We start from the raw sequence: 16,903 nt of genomic DNA on the forward strand, positions 1-16,903 counted from the left end.
TAGTTGCTTAAAAGACGAGCAATAATACTTTGCTTCGCCAAATAACACAACTAAAAGCTTAGAAGTTATCTTTCCGCAGGCGTAATTCGGAAAAAACTGAATGAAGGCTTTGGGGTGGTGAATTAAAGCCTAATTTCTTTTGTAAATCAGTGTCATGGCAGCGTAAAAATAGGTTAATTTTGCGCTCTAATTGCAATGTAGTCGGCACGCTGGCTTGGCCTTTTGCCCTTAACGCTTCAACATGTTGTTGATATGTTTCAATCTCTCGATCTTCCGGCAAAATAGCCCGCGCAAACTTAAGATTTGAAAGAGTATATTCATGCGCGCAGCAAATTAAGGTGTTATCGGGAAGTTGCGCGAGTTGTTGAAATGAGTCGTACATTTGTTTGGCGGTGCCTTCAAACAGCCTGCCGCAGCCGGCGGAGAAAATGGTGTCGCCGCAGAACAGATAAGGGGCACTATAGAATGCCACATGGCCCAACGTATGACCGGGAACGGCGATAGTCTTGTAGTGGCGGCCATCGATGTCAAAGGTGTCGCCATCGCGGACGATGTGGTTGGCGCCTTTGTCCGCGGTTTCTTGCGGCCCATAGACGGCCAGGCCGGGATACTGCGCCACGATCTGCGCCACGCCGCCGACGTGATCGTGATGATGGTGGGTCAGCAGGATCGCCGCCGGCGCCAGCTGCAGGCGCTGCAACGCTTCAAGTACCGGCTGCGCTTCACCCGGATCGACGATAATGCAGCGCCCCTGTCGGTCATCCAATAACCAAATGTAATTGTCCTGGAAGGCGGGAATGCTGATAAGATTCATGGTGTACCTCTCGTTGGCAACGGCTTGAAAGAAGATAATAAATCATGAAACCAGCCCATACTCTACAAAAGCTCACCGGCCCGCAGTCCTGGGCTGAGCTGCCGTGGGGGGAGTACTATCGTGAAGCGCTCGAGCGGCAGTTGCAACCCTGGTGGCCCAAGCTGTTCGGTTTCCATCTGCTGAAGATGGGCATGCTCAGCGCCGAGCTGGCCACGGACAAATGCGCAATCTCCCACCAGGTTAACGTAGGGCTGGAGGGGGAAGGGCTGCAGGTGGTCGCCGATGCTTATCAACTGCCGTTCGCCGCCAAGTCGGTAGATGCCTGCCTGCTGGCGCATACGCTGTCCTATGCGGACGATCCGCACCGCATGCTGCGTGAAGTGGACAGGGTGTTGATCGACGACGGCTGGTTGGTCATCAGCAGCTTCAATCCGTTCAGCCTGCTGGGATTGGGCAAGCTGGTGCCCGGGTTGCGTCGCCGCCAGCCCTATGTCAGCCGCATGTTTACCCAGATGCGGCTGCTGGATTGGCTCAGCCTGCTGAATTACGAGGTGTTGCACCAGGCGCGTTTTCACGTGCTGCCGTGGCACCGCAAGGGCGGCAAGTTTTTATGTACCCATTTGCCGGCGCTGGGCTGCATGAGCGTGATTGTGGCGCGTAAGCGCACCTTGCCGCTGACGCCTACGCCGATGAAACTGGGGGCGAGAAAGCCGTCTCTCAGCCGCGCGGTGGGCGCGACCAAGAGCTATCGCAAGCTGCCTTAGGCTTCCGGTTGGTAACCGACGTCTTCCTGCGTCGGTTTGCCGGCCGCTTCGCGCGCCAGCACGTCACAACGTTCGTTCTCCGGATGGCCGGCGTGGCCCTTGACCCATTCCCATTTCACCTCGTGGCGCTGAATGGCCTGATCCAGCCGCTGCCACAGATCGACATTTTTGACCGGTTTTTTGTCGGCGGTTTTCCAACCGCGTTTCTTCCAGTTATGGATCCAGCTGGTGATGCCCTGGCGCACGTACTGGCTGTCGGTGCTGAGCGTCACGGCGCAGGGGACGGTCAGCGCTTCCAGCGCCACGATCGCCGCCATCATTTCCATGCGGTTATTGGTGGTCAGACGAAATCCTTCGCTGAAGGTTTTTTCCGTCTGCTTATAGCGTAGTATCGCGCCGTAGCCACCGGGGCCGGGGTTGCCAAGGCAGGAGCCGTCGGTGAAAATTTCTACCTGTTTGAGCATCTCTGGTAGACTCTTCCTATCAGTTTTATAAAAGCCAAGTCTGACATAAACGAGCGCTGTGAGCACTGCAATATGATCTCTACAACCACCAGACAGATTGTCCTCGATACCGAAACCACCGGTATGAACAAGCTTGGGGTGCACTACGAAGGGCACCGCATCATCGAAATCGGTGCGGTGGAGGTGATTAACCGCCGTCTGACCGGGCGCAACTTCCACGTTTACATCAAGCCGGATAGGCTGGTGGATCCGGAAGCCTACGGCGTACACGGCATCAGCGACGACTTCCTGGCCGACAAGCCGACCTTCGATCAGGTTGCCGAGGAATTCCTCGACTTTATCCGCGGCGGCGAGCTGGTGATCCATAACGCGGCGTTCGATATCGGCTTTATGGATCACGAATTCCGCATGTTGCAGCAGGGCATCCCGAAGACCGAGACCTTCTGCACCATCACCGACAGCCTGTTGATGGCGCGTCGCCTGTTCCCGGGCAAACGCAACAACCTCGATGCCTTGTGCAGCCGTTATGAGATAGATAACAGCAAGCGTACGCTGCACGGCGCATTGCTCGATGCCGAGATCCTGGCGGAAGTCTATCTGGCGATGACCGGCGGTCAGACCTCGATAGCGTTCCAGATGGAGGGGGATACCCAGCAAAATGACGCCGCGCAAGAAATACAGCGCATTGTCCGTCCGGCGACGGCGATGAAAGTGGTCTACGCCAGCGACGAAGAAGTGAAGGCGCATGAGGCGCGTCTGGATCTGGTGGCAAAAAAGGGCGGTAGCTGCCTGTGGCGCGGGGCGCCGGCGGAATAACGGCGTTTTTGCGTGAAAAAACCTCACCGGATGAATCTTCGTTGAAAAACTGTGCAAACGGTTCATTTGCGGAGAAAAAGGCGTTGACGGAACCGAGAGGCGTCCGTAATATGCGCCTCGTTCCCCCGCAAGAGGGAATGGCGCGGAGCGGTAGTTCAGTTGGTTAGAATACCTGCCTGTCACGCAGGGGGTCGCGGGTTCGAGCCCCGTCCGTTCCGCCACTATTCAGAAGCCCTGAGTTAGCGATAACTCAGGGCTTCGTCGTTTCCGTTCTCTGAAAAACGGTGCGGCCCAATCAACGGGGCCGGCGGACCGGCCCCTTATCCTCAGAATAACACCGAATAGTTCAAGCCGAAGGTGCGTCCGCGGCCTTTATAGCTGTATAGCTCAGGCGAGCCGTAGGTCGGACTGTACAGGATCGGCGCGCGTTGGCCCCAAACGGTGGTGTACTCCTTGTCCAGCAGGTTTTCCACGCTGAAGCTGATTTTTCCTACCGGCAGGGTATAGCTGCCGAGGAAGTCGACGGTGTTGTAGCCATCGATCTTGCGGCCCTGAGTGGAGTTGGCTTTGGTGTAATCGCCATCGTCCGACACGTCGAAGGTTTGCTGCGACTGTAAGCGCAGATTCCAGTCGCCCGGCGCCCAGCCGACATAAGCGGTGACTTTCGATGGGCTGGCGGTATCGACCACCAGCTTCTTCCATTCGCCGTTGACCTTGGTTTCGGAACGAATGAGGTTGAAGTTGGTACCGGCGCTCCAGTCGCTGTCTTCAAAGAAATAATCCACCGCGCCTTCCAGCCCATAGATGCGCCGCTTGTCCGCATTGACGTTGATGGTCATGTCGGTTTTGTTGATGGCGATGCTCTTGTCGGACAGCGAGTAGTAGGCGGCGATTTGCGTGCGCAGGTTATCACCGGTATAGCGCCAGCCCAGCTCGTAGGCGTTGACCTTGATGCCTTCCAGCTTGGAATCGCCGACGTTGACGCTCTTCAACAACTGGTAATGGCTGCCGTTCAACGCGTAGGTGCCGTTGCCGTAATATTTGCCCGGATCCGGGATCTCGAAGCCCTGAGAGAAGTTGAACCAGGTTTGCTGGCGCTCGGTCAGATGTGCCAACAGGCCGGCGTTGAACAGCGCGTTGTTGTAGTCGGTTTTCCCTCCCGGTATAGCGTCGGCGGACGTCGCGGCGCCGGTGGCGATCGCCTGCTGCTGGTTATAACCGACGAAGTCATCAATCTTGTTTTCGGTGTACTGATAACGCACGCCGCCGCTCAGGGTGAAAATGGGATTGATGTCGTAACTGGCCTGCAGGAACGACGCCAGGTTGCTGGTGGTATAGCTCGGGTAGCGGCCGGTGCTGTAAGCGTTCTCCAGCGTCATGCCGCCGGACTGTTGGGCCTTCGCCAGATTGAAGAACTGCTGGTTGGCGTTGAAGCTTTCATGCTCGGCGTCGATGCCGTAAGTCAGCGTCAGCGCGTCGACAGGTTTGCTGTTTAACGTCAGTTTTCCGCCGTAAAAATCGGTTTTTTGCTGCGAAGCGCCAATGCTGCTGACGTAATAGTTCGGCGCTTTGCCCGCTAGCGTCGGGAACGGGTAGAAGGTCAACGTTTCGTCGCGATAGTAGACCTGCGCCACCAGATCCTGGCCGAGGAAATCGGTGTTGGAATATTGCAGGTTGATCAGGTGGCGCTCGGTGCCGGGGATGCGATCGGAGTTTAAGTTACCGCTGTTGTACGCCTTGGCGTTGCCGGTCACCGCCGCAAAGTTCTCTCCCAGAAACAGGCCGTGATCGCCGTCGGATTGGCTTTTGTAGTATTGGGTGGTCAGCTGCAGCTGTTGATGATCGTCGATGTTGAGGGTGCCGGTGCCCATCACGTCGAGGCGATCGGAATACTGCAGGCCGGTTTGGGTATTGTCGATCAATACCTCATTGCCTTTGCCGTCATACCAGCCGCCATAGCGCTGGTAAGAAACGGACAGGCGCCCCGAGGCGTTGTCGTTGCCGCCGCTGACCGCCGCCGCCACGTTCTCGTCGTGATCGTTATGGCCGCCAAAGCCGGTTTTACCGCCGACCTGCAACTCGACCTGCTGTTCCTGTTGTCCTTTTTTGGTGACGATATTGATCAGGCCGCCGGTGCTGCCGCCGCCGTACAGCGAGGTCGCGCCGGAAATCACCTCGATATGATCGATATTGAACGGATCGATCGAATCCAACTGGCGGCTGTCGCTGCGCGATGAATTCAGGCGCACGCCGTCAATCATCACCATCATCGAGCGGCCGCGCATATTCATGCCATAGTTGGTGCGGCCCTGGCCGCTGACGTCCATGCCGGGGATCAGCTGCGCCAACATGTCCTTGATCTCTTTGCCGCCCTGAACCTGCTGTTCGATCTCCTGGCTTTCGATCACCCAGGTGGTCTGCGCCATTTCCGCCATGCTGCGGTGTGAACGGCTGGCTGAGACCACCATCTGCTCTTCGGCGCCGGCTTTCTGATCTTCGGCCCAGGCCGCTGGCGCAAGCATTGCCAGCAGACAAGGGTTCAAAACCCAAAGGTGTTTGCGTTTCATCGTTATTTATTTCCCAGGTGATATTGTTATTGCGTTATTTTTGAGAATGATTCTTTTATCAATAACGTTTCTTGTTATCAATAAAATCATGATATGATTTTTTGCGATACATTAACGTAATTAATTAGTTTTATTAACATTTTGCCCGCTGCGCGATCGAGCAACCCACGCCGTCAACACGGCAGCCGATCGGCCATACGTTCAAGCGACAGCCGTTGCCGGAGAATCGAGAACATGTCCGCCAGCTACAGAATTTTTGATATCACCTTGAAAAGCAAAATGCTGATTTCACCTTCGCTGGTGCGCTGCGTGTTTGAAGGTGCGGATATTCATCGGATGAAGCTGGAAGCGCCGGATCAGCGCATCAAACTGCTGTTGCCGGCGGCGGACGGCCAGATCCCGCAGTTGGCCAATAGCCCGGACTGGTACGCCGATTACATGGCGATCCCCAAAGAGCGGCGCCCGGTGATGCGCACTTATACGCTGCGTGCGCTGCGCCGTGAGCAGAATCAGATGGACGTCGAGTTCGTGCTGCATGGCGTGAACGGCCCGGCCTCCGCCTGGGCGACTCATGCCGAGCCGGGTGATGCCATTCAGACCGTCGCCCCCAACGCTGACTTCGACGGCGACAGCGGCGGCTACGAATGGGCGCCGCCGTCGCAGTTGCAGCAGGCGCTGTTGATCGCCGATGAAACGGCCGTGCCGGCGGCGATGGGCATTCTGGAGCAATTGGCGCAGCAGGCTAATCCGCCGCGCGTGCAGGCGTTCTTCGAAGTGCCGCAGGCGGGGGATTGCCTGGATTTGACCCGCTTCCCGTTCGCCGAGGTTTACTGGCTGCCGCGCGATGTGGGCCGCCAGTTGGCGCACGGCACGTTGCTGGTGGAAGCGGTGCGCCAGCGGGTGGATATCCCCGCGTCGGCCTGTGCGCAGGCGCAGTCCCTGGTGGAAAGCAGCCTGAGCGATGAGGTGTTGTGGGAGCGGGCAGCCGGCAGCAACGCTTTCTACGCCTGGGTGGCGGCCGAGTCTTCCACGGTGAAAACGCTGCGGCGTTACCTGATCGGTGAACGCGATCTGGATCGCTCTACCGTCAACTTCATGGCCTACTGGTGTTGAGTGCGCCGTCCTTTTCCGGCATCGGCGCTGGAGGTGCAGCAGGCCGCCGCACGGATGATGACGCGCGGCGACAAGCTGGCGGCGATCGGCGCGGAGCCTTTATCTCTCTGCCGAACATCGACGTGGCAATCGCCGGCTGGGAGCGTGTTTAATCAGTCGAGACGCAGAAAGCTGTCGGCGTCGCGCCAGGCCGGGAAGGCGCTGCGGTAACTCTGCAGGGTTTCCAGCGACAGCTCAGCGTCCAGCTGCGCGGCTGCGCCGGGCTCGGCATCCGCCAGGATCTCGCCCTGCGGGCTGATGATCAGGCTGTCTCCGCTGTAGTTCAGGCCGTTGGCATCGTCGCCCACCCGGTTGCAGCCCGCCACATACACCTGATTTTCAATCGCCCGCGCCGCCAGCAGCGTTTGCCAATGGCGGCTGCGCGGCGCCGGCCAGTTGGCGACGTACAGCGCCAGATCGTAATCCTGCTGATAGCGCGCCCAGACCGGGAAACGCAGGTCGTAGCAGATCTGCGGCAGGATGCGCCAGCCGCGCCACTCGAAGATTTCACGCCGGTTGCCGGCCTGGTAGTGCAGGTGTTCGCCGGCCATGCGGAACAGATGGCGTTTATCATAGGCATGCACCTGGCCGCCCGGCTCCACCAGCAGGAAGCGGTTGACCGCGCCCTCGTCAGTTTTCAGCGCCACGCTGCCGCCGATTAACGCATGGCTTTTCACCGCCCAACCGTGCAGCCAGTCGATCACCTGCTGTTCGGGCAGGGCGCTCTCGCCGGCATCCATGGCGAAACCGGTGGTGAACATTTCCGGCAAGACGATGAGATCACGCCCGGCGATCGGCGCCAGCAACGCGTCGAAGGCGGCCAGGTTAGCGAGGCCGTCGCGCCAGACCAGCGGTTGCTGCAACAGGGTAATTTTTAAAGTCGACATAACCGCTCCGCAGCTGCATCCAGCGTGGCGTCCTGTTTAGCGAAGCACAGCCGGATCAATTTATGGGGGAAAGGATCGGCACAGAAGACCGACAGCGGAATGGCCGCCACGCCCACGTGCTCGGTTAACCAATGGCAGAACGCTACATCGTCCAGATCGGAGATGGCGCTGTAGTCCGCCAGCAAGAAGTATGTACCGGCGCAGGGTAAAATTTCCAGTCGGCTGCTCGCCAGCGCCTGCACAAAGCGATCTCGCTTGGCGCGATAGAACGCCGGCAGCTGTCGCCAGTGCTCCGGCTCGGCGCGCAGGCTATCCGCCAGCGCCAGCTGCGCCGGAGTATTGACCGAAAAGGTCAGGTATTGATGCACCTTGCGCACCTCAGCGCTCAGCGCGGCGGGCGCCACGCAGTAACCCACTTTCCAGCCGGTCATGTGGAAGGTTTTTCCGAAAGAGGAGACCGCGATCGCCCGTTGGCGCAGCTGCGGGTGGGCCAACACGCTGGCGTGGCCGCCTTTGGCGAAGCAGATGTGTTCGTAAACCTCGTCGCTGAGCACGTAGATTTCGCGTTCGGCGATGGCGTGCCACAGCTGTTGCATGTCTTCCGCCTGCCAGGCGGTGGCGGACGGGTTGTGCGGCGTGTTGACGATCACCAGGCGGGTGCGCGGCGACAGCGCGGCGGCGAACCGTTGCCAATCCACGGCAAACGCGGGCGGCTGCAGGGCGAGGCGTTTGAGTACGCCGCCCGCCAGCGTCACCGCCGGCGCGTAGCTGTCGTAGCTCGGATCGAAACAGACAACCTCATCGCCGGGGCGCACCAGCGCGGTGATGGCGGCGAACAGCGCTTCGGTGGCGCCGGCGGTGACGGTCACTTCGCCGCCGGCGTCCGGCTGCCAGCCATACAGCTCGGCGGTTTTGTCGGCGATGGCTTCGCGCAGCGCCGCCACGCCGGTCATCGGCGCATATTGGTTGGCCCCCTGGGCGACGTGCCAGGCCAGGCGTTCTTTCAGGTAGTCCGGCCCGTCGAAATCAGGGAAGCCCTGCGACAGGTTGATCGCCTGATGCTGCTGCGCCAGCGCGCTCATTTGGGTGAAGATGGTGGTGCCCAGGGCAGGCAGTTTACTTTCGGGAATCAATGCGGAAGTGCTCATAGCAGGTGAATACTCCAGGCGCTTATATTGCCGTCAATATAACACGATGCTAGTATTTGGCAATCAAGACGCTTAGATGGCTAAATGCGAAAAAGTGCTTAGCCCGCCACGCGGCAGGCAACGTTTCATCTGCCGGCCGCCTTACCGAACGGGAAACGATAACAATGACGGAGAATCCGCAACTTACCGCATTACTGGCGGCCTGCCACTGGATTGGCGACAAAGGCTGGTGTCCGGCGACCGGCGGCAACATGTCGCTGCGCCTCGACGAACGCCAGTGCCTGGTCACCGAATCCGGCAAAGACAAAGGCAGCCTGAGCGCCGCCGATTTTCTGCAGGTGGATATCGCCGACAATCATGTGCCGAGCGGCCGTACACCGTCGGCGGAAACCGGGCTGCATACGCTGCTCTATCGCTTGTACCCGCATCTTGGCGCGGTGTTGCATACCCATTCCGTCAACGCCACCGTGTTGTCGCGGGTGGAACGCGGCGATGCGTTGGTGCTGCAGGGGTACGAAATGCAAAAGTCGCTCGCCGGTCAGCGCAGCCACCTGGACAGCGTGGCGATCCCCATTTTCGATAACGATCAGGACATTCCCCGGCTGGCGTCGCGCGTCGCGGCCTATGCCGAGGTCACGCCGCTGCAGTACGGTTTTCTGGTGCGCGGCCACGGTCTCTATTGCTGGGGAAGCCAGGTGGCGGAAGCCCGCCGCCATCTCGAAGGACTGGAATTCCTGTTCCAGTGTGAACTGCAACGTCGTTTGCTGGAGGCGAAATGATCCGCGCTATCGTGACCGATATTGAAGGCACCACCAGCGATATTCGCTTCGTGCATCAGGTATTGTTTCCCTATGCCCGCGAACGGCTGGCGGATTTTGTACGCCGTCACGCCACGGAGAGCGAAGTCGCCGCGCCGCTGGCGGCGCTGCGCGCTGAAATTGACCAGCCGCAGGCGGATCTCGACGCGCTGATCGCCGCGTTGTACCGCTTTATGGATGAAGACCGCAAATCCACCGCGCTCAAGGCGCTGCAGGGCATCATCTGGCGCAGCGGCTATCGCGAAGGGGATTTCCGCGGGCATCTGTACCCGGAAGTCGCCGGGCAGTTGGCCGCCTGGCAGCGTCAGGGGCTGAAGCTTTACGTCTATTCCTCCGGTTCGGTGGAAGCGCAGAAACTGCTGTTCGGCCACAGCAGCGCCGGCGATCTGCAGCCGCTGTTCAGCGGCTATTTCGACACGCACGTCGGGGCCAAGCGTGAAACCGCGTCGTACCGCAACATTGCGCAGGCTATCGGCATCGCGCCCGACGAACTGCTGTTCCTGTCCGATATCCACCAGGAACTGGACGCCGCGCAGGCCGCCGGCTGGCATACCTGCCAGCTGATCCGCGATGAGGCGGATGCACAGAGCCGGCATCCGCAGGTCAGCCGTTTTGATCATATCGATTTAGGGGAGTTTGTCTCATGAGTGGATTGACCATTTTCAGTGATACAGCGCCGCAGCAGCAGCCGCTGTGGCAGAGCCGCGACGCGCAGGAGATCCAGCGGCAGCTGGCGCAGATCGGCGTGCGCTTTGAGCGTTGGCAGGCGGATCGCGAACTGGGCGACAATCCGCAGCCGCAGGCGGTGATCGCCGCCTACCAGCATGAGATCGACCGGCTGGTGGCGGAAAAGGGCTACCAGAGCTGGGACGTGATCAGCATGCGGCCCGACCACGAACAGCGCCAGGCGCTGCGCGAAAAATTCCTGTCCGAACATACGCACGGCGAGGATGAAGTGCGCTTTTTCGTTGAAGGGGCGGGGCTGTTTTGCCTGCATCTGGACGGCAAGATCTTCCAGATCCTGTGCGAAAAGAACGATCTGATCTCAGTGCCGGCCAACACCCGTCACTGGTTCGATATGGGCTCGGCGCCGCACTTTACCGCGATCCGGGTATTTGACAACCCGGAAGGCTGGGTGGCGCATTTCACCGGCGACACGATCGCCGATGCCTATCCGCGTCTGGACTGATCGTCAACCGGCGGGCGTTAACCCAGTGTCCGCCGGAAAATCCCCGCTTCAACCTGCTGCGGCGTGATCACGCCGCTGTCGAACACCCACCCGCTGATAAGCTTCGCCGGCGTGACGTCGAACGCCGGATTGTAGACCGGCGCATCGGCCGGCGCCCACTGACAGGCGCCGAAGCTGCCTGAAACGCCGGTGACTTCGGCCGCCGCGCGTTGCTCGATCGGGATGGCGGCGCCGTCCGGACAGTGCGGATCGTGGGTGGTGTGCGGGGCGGCCACGTAGAACGGGATGCCGTGATAGTGCGCCAGCACCGCCAGGCTGTAGGTGCCAATCTTGTTGGCGACGTCGCCGTTGGCGGCGATGCGATCCGCGCCGACCCATACCGCATCGACCTGGCCTTGCGCCATCAGGCTGGCGGCCATTGAATCGCAGATCAGACGATAGGGAATGCCCAGCTCGCCCAGTTCCCAGGCGGTCAGGCGGCCGCCCTGCAGCAGCGGCCGGGTTTCATCGACCCATACTTGTTGCACCTTGCCCTGCTGGTGGGCGCGCAGCAGCACCCCGATAGCGGTGCCGACGCCGGCGGTGGCCAATCCGCCGGTATTGCAGTGGGTCAGCAGGCGGCTGCCGGGCTTGACCAGCCCTGCGCCGCGATCGGCGATGCGATCGCACAGCAGGCGATCCTCCTCCACCAACCGCAGCGCTTCGTTCACCATCGCCGGCGCCCAGTCAGGCTCCGCCAGCGCCAACTTCATGCGATCCAGATTGTTCATCAGGTTAACCGCCGTCGGGCGGGCGGCGCGCAGCGTGTGCAGCGCCTGCTCCAGCTCGGCGCGCGGCAGACCGCGTTCCGCGAGCAGCGCCAACAGCAGGCTGGCGGACAGCCCGATCAGCGGTGCGCCGCGCACCCGCAGGCTGTGAATGTGCCCGACCAACTCTTCCACGCTGTCGCAAGCGCGCCACCGCTTTTCCTGCGGCAGGGCTTGCTGATCGAGGATCCAAAGGCGGTTATCTCGCAGGGTCAAACTGGTGGTGTTAAGCGCTTGCATCGGCGGTTAATTCCTTGTTGCGTGGTTATTGCATCTGAAACGCTATTCTGCCAACATGACTTCCAGATGTATAGACGTCCAAATGCTTTTACGTCTAAATAATCAAAGTCGCTGGGTCAGTGAGAGAGAACAGAGGGGTTGGGGAATGTCGCTTTATCGTACGTTTACGGCTGCCGATGCCGTTGAATATGCCCGCCAATACGGGCAGGTGGCCGAACCGCAGGCGCTGGTGAGCGCCGACGAGATCGGTGACGGCAACCTGAACCTGGTGTTCAAGATCCGCGATCGTGAAGGCGTGAGCCGGGTGATCGTCAAACAGGCGCTGCCCTACGTGCGCTGCGTGGGCGAATCCTGGCCGCTGACGTTGGATCGGGCGCGCATCGAAGCGGAAACGCTGCTGGTCCACGGCGGTTTCTGCCCGCGGCATACGGTAAAAGTCTTGCATCACGATCCCGAGTTGGCGGTGATGGTGCAGGAAGATCTCTCCGATCATCGCATCTGGCGCAGTGAACTGGTGCAGGGGAACTATCATCCGCTGGCGGCCGGGCAGTTGGCGGAATACCTGGCGCAGACGCTGTTTCACACCTCCGATTTTTATCAGTCGGCGCAGCAGAAAAAGGCGGAAGTCAGCCGTTTCACCAACCCCGAACTGTGCCAGATCACCGAGGATCTGTTCTTTACCGATCCCTATATCGACCATGAGCGCAATCAGTTCGAGGCGGCGCTGTTGCCGCAGGTGCAGGCGCTGCGCGAGGATGCGCCGCTGAAGGTGGCGGTCGCCGGCCTGAAACATCGCTTCCTCAGCAAGGCGGAGGCGCTGTTGCACGGGGATATCCACAGCGGTTCGATCTTCGTGGCGGAAGGGCGATTGAAAGCGATCGACGCTGAATTCGGTTTCTACGGCCCGATCGGTTTCGATGTCGGCACTGCGTTAGGCAATCTGCTGCTCAACTATTGCGGCCAGCCGGGGCTGTTCGGGCCGCGCGACGCCGCCGCCGGGCGCGAGCAGCGGCTGCAGGATGTGCGCGAGCTGTGGCTGATCTTTGCCGATCGCTTTCTGGCGCTGTGCCATCAGCAAAGCCGCGATGCGGCGCTGGCGACGCCGGGTTACGCTGAGCAGTTCCTGCAGCAGGTCTGGAGCGACGCGATAGGATACTGCGGCACCGAACTGATTCGGCGCACCATCGGCCTGGCGCACGTCGCCGATCTGGACAGTATCGCCGACGCCGACATGCGCCTCGACTGCCAGCGTCACGCCCTGGGATTGGGGCGCACGCTGATCGTCAATGCGCCGCAGATCGAGCATATCGACGCGCTGTTGGCGCGCATTCGTCAGCAGGGCTGAAAAGGCGGGTGCTCGTGGATCCTGCCTGACACCATCAGCCAACGGGCGGGGCGAACCCCGCCGTTGGGTTGCCTTACCGTCCGGATTCGTAAGCCAAAGTGGCCGCAACCTCCGAGTCTCCCAACCTGATGCGCAGTTCGCACAGCGAACCGCGGGTTAGCCAGATGAACGCGATCGGCGTCATACAGACGATCACCAGTTTAAGCACGACCCGTTTTTGCTGCATTTTTGACCTCCCTATCCTTGCCTTGCGGCGGGTAAGAGGCTAACCTGATGTTGCTAGGCATCAGAGTGGCCTCGGGTTGATAATATCGACTCGGGGCCTTTCTCTTTCTCTCCTTTGCCAAGGCTCCGGACAGAAAGATCCAGAGCACCCGCCGCGCAGTCTACTCGAACTTCCTTCCCGTGAAATCCGCCGTTGCGCCAACCTGCGGCGCGGTGCGCAGTTTGTGGTGCAAGAAAAGAAAAAGGGGCGATGATGATCGCCCCTTGGATGCGTGAAGTGAACGTTAAGCCGCTTCGGTCTGCTGCTGGCGCTTAGACTGCGCCGCCGGCTTTTCCGGCTTGGCGGCCGCCAGCGCATCCGGCGCAAAGTCGTCCACGTTGATGGAGCGCAGGCGGCTCTCTTCGGCTTTCACCAGGATCTTCGCTTCGTCGGCGCTGATCTTGCCTTCTTCCAGCGCGCGCTCCGCCAAACGATCCAGACGGGTGAACGGCAGGTTTTTGCCGGCCGCCTTGCACAGACGTTCGTGAATCGGCTCGGCGGCCATCACGTCGGCCAGCGCCGCTTCCAGCAGGCCGATTGGGTTATGCTCGCTCGGCGTCAGGTACTGGCCGCGCCCCAGACGGCTGCGGGTGGCGGAAGGCACCTGCAGGATCTTGGCCAACTGATGATCCAGGCGATCGGACGGCGCGGTATGCACGCGGCCGAACGGGAAGACCACGAAGCGCAGCGCGCCGGCGATAAAGCGGTTCGGGAAGTTGCGCAGCAGATCATCCAGCGCCTGTTCGGCTTTATGCAGGCTGTCTTGCACGCCCCAATGCACCAGCGGCAGATCTTCTTTCTGACGGCCTTCGTCGTCAAAGCGTTTCAGCACGGCGGAAGCCAAATACATCTGGCTGAGGATATCCCCCAGGCGAGCGGAGATGCGCTCACGGCGCTTCAGGCTGCCGCCCAGCACGCCCATGGAAACGTCCGACAGCAGCGCCAGGTTGGCGCTCAGGCGGTTCAGCTGCTGATAGTAACGACGGGTCGCGTCCTTGGTTGGCGTGGCGCTGGTGCGGCCGTTGGTCAGGCCCAGCCAGAAGCTGCGTACCTTGTTGCTGCCGACGTGGCCCAGGTGGCCGAACAGCGATTTATCGAAGGCGTTCAGATCGTTGTTCTGCGCCGCCGCCATTTCATCCAGCACATAAGGATGGCAGCGGATCGCGCCCTGACCGAAGATCATCATGGTGCGGGTCAGGATGTTCGCACCTTCCACCGTGATGGCGATCGGTGCCCCCTGATAAGCGCGAGCCAGGAAGTTGGATTCGCCCAGCATGATGCCTTTACCGCCGGCGATATCCATGGCGTCAACGATCGACTGCTGGCCGCGGTGCGTGCAGTGGTATTTGACGATGGCCGACAGCACGGCCGGCTTCTCGCCCTGCACCAGCGCATAGGTGATCAGCGAAGCGGCGGCGTCCATCACATAGGTGTTGCCGGCGATGCGCGCCAACGGTTCCTCGATCCCTTCCATCTTGCCGATGGAGATCTTGAACTGACGGCGAATGTGCGCGTAGGCGCCGGTCGCCAGGGCGATGGATTTCAGGCTGCCGGTAGAGTTGGACGGCAGGGTGATGCCGCGGCCGACCGACAGGCACTCAACCAGCATGCGCCAGCCCTGGCCGGCCATTTTCGGCCCGCCGATGATGTAATCGATCGGCACGAACACGTCGGTGCCGCGGGTTGGGCCGTTCTGGAACGGCACGTTCAGCGGGAAGTGACGGTTGCCGATTTCCACGCCCGGGGTGCTGGTCGGGATCAGCGCACAGGTGATGCCCGGGGATTCGTTGTCGCTCAGCAGGCGGTTCGGGTCATGCAGTTTGAACGCCAGGCCCAGTACGGTGGCGACCGGCGCCAACGTGATGTAGCGCTTGTTCCAGGTCAGGCGCATGCCCAGCACCTGCTTGCCTTGCCATTCGCCCATGCACACGGTGCCGACGTCCGGGATCGCGCCGGCATCGGAACCCGCTTCCGGGCTGGTCAGCGCGAAGCATGGGATTTCGTCGCCGCGCGCCAGGCCCGGCAGATAGTGGTTTTTCTGTTCTTCGGTACCGTAGTGCTGCAGCAGTTCGCCCGGGCCGAGGGAGTTCGGTACGCCGACGGTGATCGCCAGGATGCCGGAAACGCCGGCCAGTTTTTGCAGCACCATCGCCTGAGCGTAAGGGGAGAATTCCAGACCGCCGTACTCTTTCTTGATGATCATCGCGAAGAAACGGTGTTCTTTCAGGTACGCCCAGAGTTCTGGCGGCAGATCGGCCAGTTCGTGGGTGATCTGGAAGTCGTTGGCCATGCGGCAGGCTTCTTCCACCGGGCCGTCGATAAACGCCTGCTCTTCTTCCGTCAGGCGCGGTTTCGGGTAGCTGTGCAGTTTGTTCCAGTCCGGCGCACCGCGGAACAGATCGCCTTCCCACCAAGTGGTGCCGGCGTCGATCGCTTCCTTCTCGGTGGTGGACATCGGCGGCATCACCTTGCGGAAGGCGCGCAGCGCCGGCGCGGAGAGCAGGGAACGGCGCACAGAGGAAAGGTTCAGCGGCAGCAGCACGATCGCCAGCGGCAGCAACAGCCAGAAGCTCCACAGGCCGATAGCGCCCATGACGGCGGTGTACGCCACCAGGATCAGGCTGCTGAGGGTAAGGTTCACTCGGTGGTAGAACACCACGCCGAGGAGAGCCAGGAAAACGACGATACTAAGAACCATCATAAGAAGCTCCGAAGTAGTAAGAGGTCTGACCTGTTGTGTGTATGTAATAGGTTTTAGTACAAGGCAGAATTTTTATCAATGCGTTTACAGTTTAATTACAACTCAGGTCACAAACTGACAGCACCAATCATCAAAAACCTCTCCGCTTCCTTAACCGGCGCGCTGTTTGGCCGAGAATGCTTCTCGCTGTTTCCGCGATCCGGTACACTGCGGAGCGGAAGATTTGACGATAACAAGAGGTTCCTCATGTACCACGACCTTATTCGCAGTGAACTGAACGAAGCGGCTGATACCCTGGCGAAATTTATCAATGACGACGCCAACATCGACGCCATCCAACGCGCGGCGGTGCTGCTGGCGGATTCCTTCAAAGCCGGCGGTAAAGTGATTTCCTGCGGCAACGGCGGTTCCCATTGCGACGCGATGCATTTCGCCGAAGAGCTGACCGGCCGCTACCGCGAAAACCGCCCGGGCTACCCGGCGATTGCCATCTCGGACGTGAGCCACCTGTCCTGCGTCAGCAACGACTTCGGCTATGAGTATGTGTTCTCGCGCTATGTGGAAGCGGTGGGCCGCGAAGGCGACGTGCTGCTGGGCATTTCCACCTCCGGCAACTCCGGCAACATCATCAAGGCTATCGATGCGGCGCGTGCCAAGGGGATGAAAGTGATCACCCTGACCGGCAAGGACGGCGGCAAGATGGCGGGTTCCGCCGATGTGGAAATTCGCGTGCCGCACTTCGGTTACGCCGATCGCATTCAGGAAATCCACATTAAAGCGATTCACATCTTGATTCAGCTGATCGAAAAAGAGATGGTTAAGGCGTAATAGCCTTCGGGGGGCTGCGGCTCCCCATGAATAAGACTGCGGGCGCCGCATGTATGCCGTGTCCGCACAGTCTGTGTCAGTGTGGTTAAGGAGTGCTGG

Annotated in this window: 16 protein-coding genes and 1 tRNA gene; 9 read left to right on the forward strand and 8 right to left on the reverse strand. The window is 60.3% G+C overall.

The window, feature by feature from the left end; genetic code table 11:
* Positions 1-58: 58 nt before the first annotated feature.
* Entirely contained in the window at positions 59-814 is a 756-nt protein-coding gene (gloB, locus tag J0F90_RS04235; protein ID WP_016929005.1) for a hydroxyacylglutathione hydrolase, read from the reverse strand.
* Between the two features lie 44 nt (positions 815-858).
* On the opposite strand from gloB, the gene J0F90_RS04240 reads away from it, so the two are divergent.
* On the forward strand, positions 859-1,578 hold the full coding sequence (locus tag J0F90_RS04240; RefSeq protein ID WP_016929004.1) for a class I SAM-dependent methyltransferase: 720 nt from the start codon (positions 859-861) through the stop codon (positions 1,576-1,578).
* Here J0F90_RS04240 and rnhA read toward each other — a convergent pair.
* Positions 1,575-2,042, reverse strand: coding sequence for a ribonuclease HI (gene rnhA / locus J0F90_RS04245; RefSeq protein ID WP_004930193.1), 468 nt, complete (start codon positions 2,040-2,042; stop codon positions 1,575-1,577). The two genes, J0F90_RS04240 and rnhA, sit on opposite strands and share 4 nt — an antisense overlap.
* Positions 2,043-2,114: 72 nt before the next feature.
* Here rnhA and dnaQ point away from each other — a divergent pair, with 72 nt between their 5' ends.
* A complete protein-coding gene (dnaQ, locus tag J0F90_RS04250; RefSeq protein ID WP_004930195.1) occupies positions 2,115-2,858 on the forward strand; it encodes a DNA polymerase III subunit epsilon in 744 nt (247 codons plus the stop codon).
* A gap of 144 nt (positions 2,859-3,002) precedes the next feature.
* Positions 3,003-3,079, forward strand: a tRNA-Asp gene (locus J0F90_RS04255).
* Between the two features lie 105 nt (positions 3,080-3,184).
* On the opposite strand, the gene J0F90_RS04260 is transcribed toward J0F90_RS04255, so the two are convergent.
* Complete coding sequence (locus J0F90_RS04260; RefSeq protein WP_033641298.1) at positions 3,185-5,425, reverse strand: TonB-dependent siderophore receptor; 2,241 nt, start codon at positions 5,423-5,425, stop codon at positions 3,185-3,187.
* A gap of 234 nt (positions 5,426-5,659) precedes the next feature.
* Between J0F90_RS04260 and J0F90_RS04265 the strand changes: the two genes are divergently transcribed.
* Entirely contained in the window at positions 5,660-6,538 is an 879-nt protein-coding gene (locus tag J0F90_RS04265) for a siderophore-interacting protein (protein WP_033641300.1), read from the forward strand.
* 152 nt (positions 6,539-6,690) lie between these two features.
* Here J0F90_RS04265 and J0F90_RS04270 read toward each other — a convergent pair whose 3' ends face one another.
* Entirely contained in the window at positions 6,691-7,464 is a 774-nt protein-coding gene (locus J0F90_RS04270; protein WP_033641301.1) for an amidohydrolase, read from the reverse strand.
* Positions 7,452-8,612: a pyridoxal phosphate-dependent aminotransferase gene (locus J0F90_RS04275; RefSeq protein WP_016929000.1), complete on the reverse strand. Its 1,161-nt coding sequence runs from the start codon at positions 8,610-8,612 to the stop codon at positions 7,452-7,454. The genes J0F90_RS04270 and J0F90_RS04275 overlap by 13 nt, the downstream gene beginning before the upstream one ends.
* 164 nt (positions 8,613-8,776) lie before the next feature.
* Here J0F90_RS04275 and J0F90_RS04280 point away from each other — a divergent pair, with 164 nt between their 5' ends.
* The 3 genes from J0F90_RS04280 to J0F90_RS04290 are packed head-to-tail and all read left to right on the forward strand — an operon-like array spanning position 8,777 to position 10,619.
* Positions 8,777-9,391 (forward strand): methylthioribulose 1-phosphate dehydratase, encoded by a 615-nt coding sequence (locus J0F90_RS04280; RefSeq protein ID WP_016928999.1) that lies wholly within the window; start codon positions 8,777-8,779, stop codon positions 9,389-9,391.
* Positions 9,388-10,077, forward strand: a complete 690-nt coding sequence (gene mtnC / locus J0F90_RS04285; protein WP_016928998.1) for an acireductone synthase — start codon at positions 9,388-9,390, stop codon at positions 10,075-10,077. Before J0F90_RS04280 ends, mtnC begins: the two co-directional genes overlap by 4 nt.
* Complete coding sequence (locus J0F90_RS04290) at positions 10,074-10,619, forward strand: 1,2-dihydroxy-3-keto-5-methylthiopentene dioxygenase (RefSeq protein WP_033641302.1); 546 nt, start codon at positions 10,074-10,076, stop codon at positions 10,617-10,619. Before mtnC ends, J0F90_RS04290 begins: the two co-directional genes overlap by 4 nt.
* Positions 10,620-10,636: 17 nt before the next feature.
* Here J0F90_RS04290 and mtnA read toward each other — a convergent pair whose 3' ends face one another.
* Positions 10,637-11,665: an S-methyl-5-thioribose-1-phosphate isomerase gene (gene mtnA, locus J0F90_RS04295; protein WP_033641304.1), complete on the reverse strand. Its 1,029-nt coding sequence runs from the start codon at positions 11,663-11,665 to the stop codon at positions 10,637-10,639.
* Positions 11,666-11,810: 145 nt separating this feature from the next.
* Here mtnA and mtnK point away from each other — a divergent pair, with 145 nt between their 5' ends.
* On the forward strand, positions 11,811-13,010 hold the full coding sequence (mtnK, locus tag J0F90_RS04300; protein ID WP_033641305.1) for an S-methyl-5-thioribose kinase: 1,200 nt from the start codon (positions 11,811-11,813) through the stop codon (positions 13,008-13,010).
* Between the two features lie 73 nt (positions 13,011-13,083).
* On the opposite strand, the gene J0F90_RS04305 is transcribed toward mtnK, so the two are convergent.
* Together J0F90_RS04305 and fadE are read right to left on the reverse strand one after the other, a co-directional pair.
* The gene (locus J0F90_RS04305) at positions 13,084-13,236 is read right to left on the reverse strand and encodes a Hok/Gef family protein (RefSeq protein WP_033641306.1); all 153 of its coding nucleotides are present in this window, start codon (positions 13,234-13,236) and stop codon (positions 13,084-13,086) included.
* A gap of 283 nt (positions 13,237-13,519) precedes the next feature.
* The gene (fadE, locus tag J0F90_RS04310) at positions 13,520-15,976 is read right to left on the reverse strand and encodes an acyl-CoA dehydrogenase FadE (protein ID WP_016928993.1); all 2,457 of its coding nucleotides are present in this window, start codon (positions 15,974-15,976) and stop codon (positions 13,520-13,522) included.
* A 246-nt stretch (positions 15,977-16,222) separates the two neighbouring features.
* On the opposite strand from fadE, the gene lpcA reads away from it, so the two are divergent.
* Positions 16,223-16,804 carry a D-sedoheptulose 7-phosphate isomerase gene (gene lpcA / locus J0F90_RS04315; protein WP_004930220.1) on the forward strand — a complete coding sequence of 194 codons (582 nt, stop codon included), beginning with the start codon at positions 16,223-16,225 and terminating at the stop codon, positions 16,802-16,804.
* Positions 16,805-16,903 lie beyond the last annotated feature (99 nt).

The organism is Serratia marcescens subsp. marcescens ATCC 13880 (assembly GCF_017299535.1).
GTDB lineage: Bacteria > Pseudomonadota > Gammaproteobacteria > Enterobacterales > Enterobacteriaceae > Serratia > Serratia marcescens.

What these genes read in the sequence shown, in the direction of transcription:
- J0F90_RS04265 (WP_033641300.1), top strand. Translation starts at nt 5,660, where the DNA reads ATGTCCGCCAGCTACAGAATTTTTGATATCACCTTGAAAAGCAAAATG.
- J0F90_RS04280 (WP_016928999.1), top strand. Translation starts at nt 8,777, where the DNA reads ATGACGGAGAATCCGCAACTTACCGCATTACTGGCGGCCTGCCACTGG.
- gloB (WP_016929005.1), bottom strand. Translation starts at nt 814, where the DNA reads ATGAATCTTATCAGCATTCCCGCCTTCCAGGACAATTACATTTGGTTA.
- lpcA (WP_004930220.1), top strand. Translation starts at nt 16,223, where the DNA reads ATGTACCACGACCTTATTCGCAGTGAACTGAACGAAGCGGCTGATACC.
- J0F90_RS04270 (WP_033641301.1), bottom strand. Translation starts at nt 7,464, where the DNA reads ATGTCGACTTTAAAAATTACCCTGTTGCAGCAACCGCTGGTCTGGCGC.
- rnhA (WP_004930193.1), bottom strand. Translation starts at nt 2,042, where the DNA reads ATGCTCAAACAGGTAGAAATTTTCACCGACGGCTCCTGCCTTGGCAAC.
- J0F90_RS04260 (WP_033641298.1), bottom strand. Translation starts at nt 5,425, where the DNA reads ATGAAACGCAAACACCTTTGGGTTTTGAACCCTTGTCTGCTGGCAATG.
- dnaQ (WP_004930195.1), top strand. Translation starts at nt 2,115, where the DNA reads ATGATCTCTACAACCACCAGACAGATTGTCCTCGATACCGAAACCACC.
- J0F90_RS04240 (WP_016929004.1), top strand. Translation starts at nt 859, where the DNA reads ATGAAACCAGCCCATACTCTACAAAAGCTCACCGGCCCGCAGTCCTGG.
- fadE (WP_016928993.1), bottom strand. Translation starts at nt 15,976, where the DNA reads ATGATGGTTCTTAGTATCGTCGTTTTCCTGGCTCTCCTCGGCGTGGTG.
- J0F90_RS04290 (WP_033641302.1), top strand. Translation starts at nt 10,074, where the DNA reads ATGAGTGGATTGACCATTTTCAGTGATACAGCGCCGCAGCAGCAGCCG.
- mtnA (WP_033641304.1), bottom strand. Translation starts at nt 11,665, where the DNA reads ATGCAAGCGCTTAACACCACCAGTTTGACCCTGCGAGATAACCGCCTT.
- mtnK (WP_033641305.1), top strand. Translation starts at nt 11,811, where the DNA reads ATGTCGCTTTATCGTACGTTTACGGCTGCCGATGCCGTTGAATATGCC.
- J0F90_RS04305 (WP_033641306.1), bottom strand. Translation starts at nt 13,236, where the DNA reads ATGCAGCAAAAACGGGTCGTGCTTAAACTGGTGATCGTCTGTATGACG.
- mtnC (WP_016928998.1), top strand. Translation starts at nt 9,388, where the DNA reads ATGATCCGCGCTATCGTGACCGATATTGAAGGCACCACCAGCGATATT.
- J0F90_RS04275 (WP_016929000.1), bottom strand. Translation starts at nt 8,612, where the DNA reads ATGAGCACTTCCGCATTGATTCCCGAAAGTAAACTGCCTGCCCTGGGC.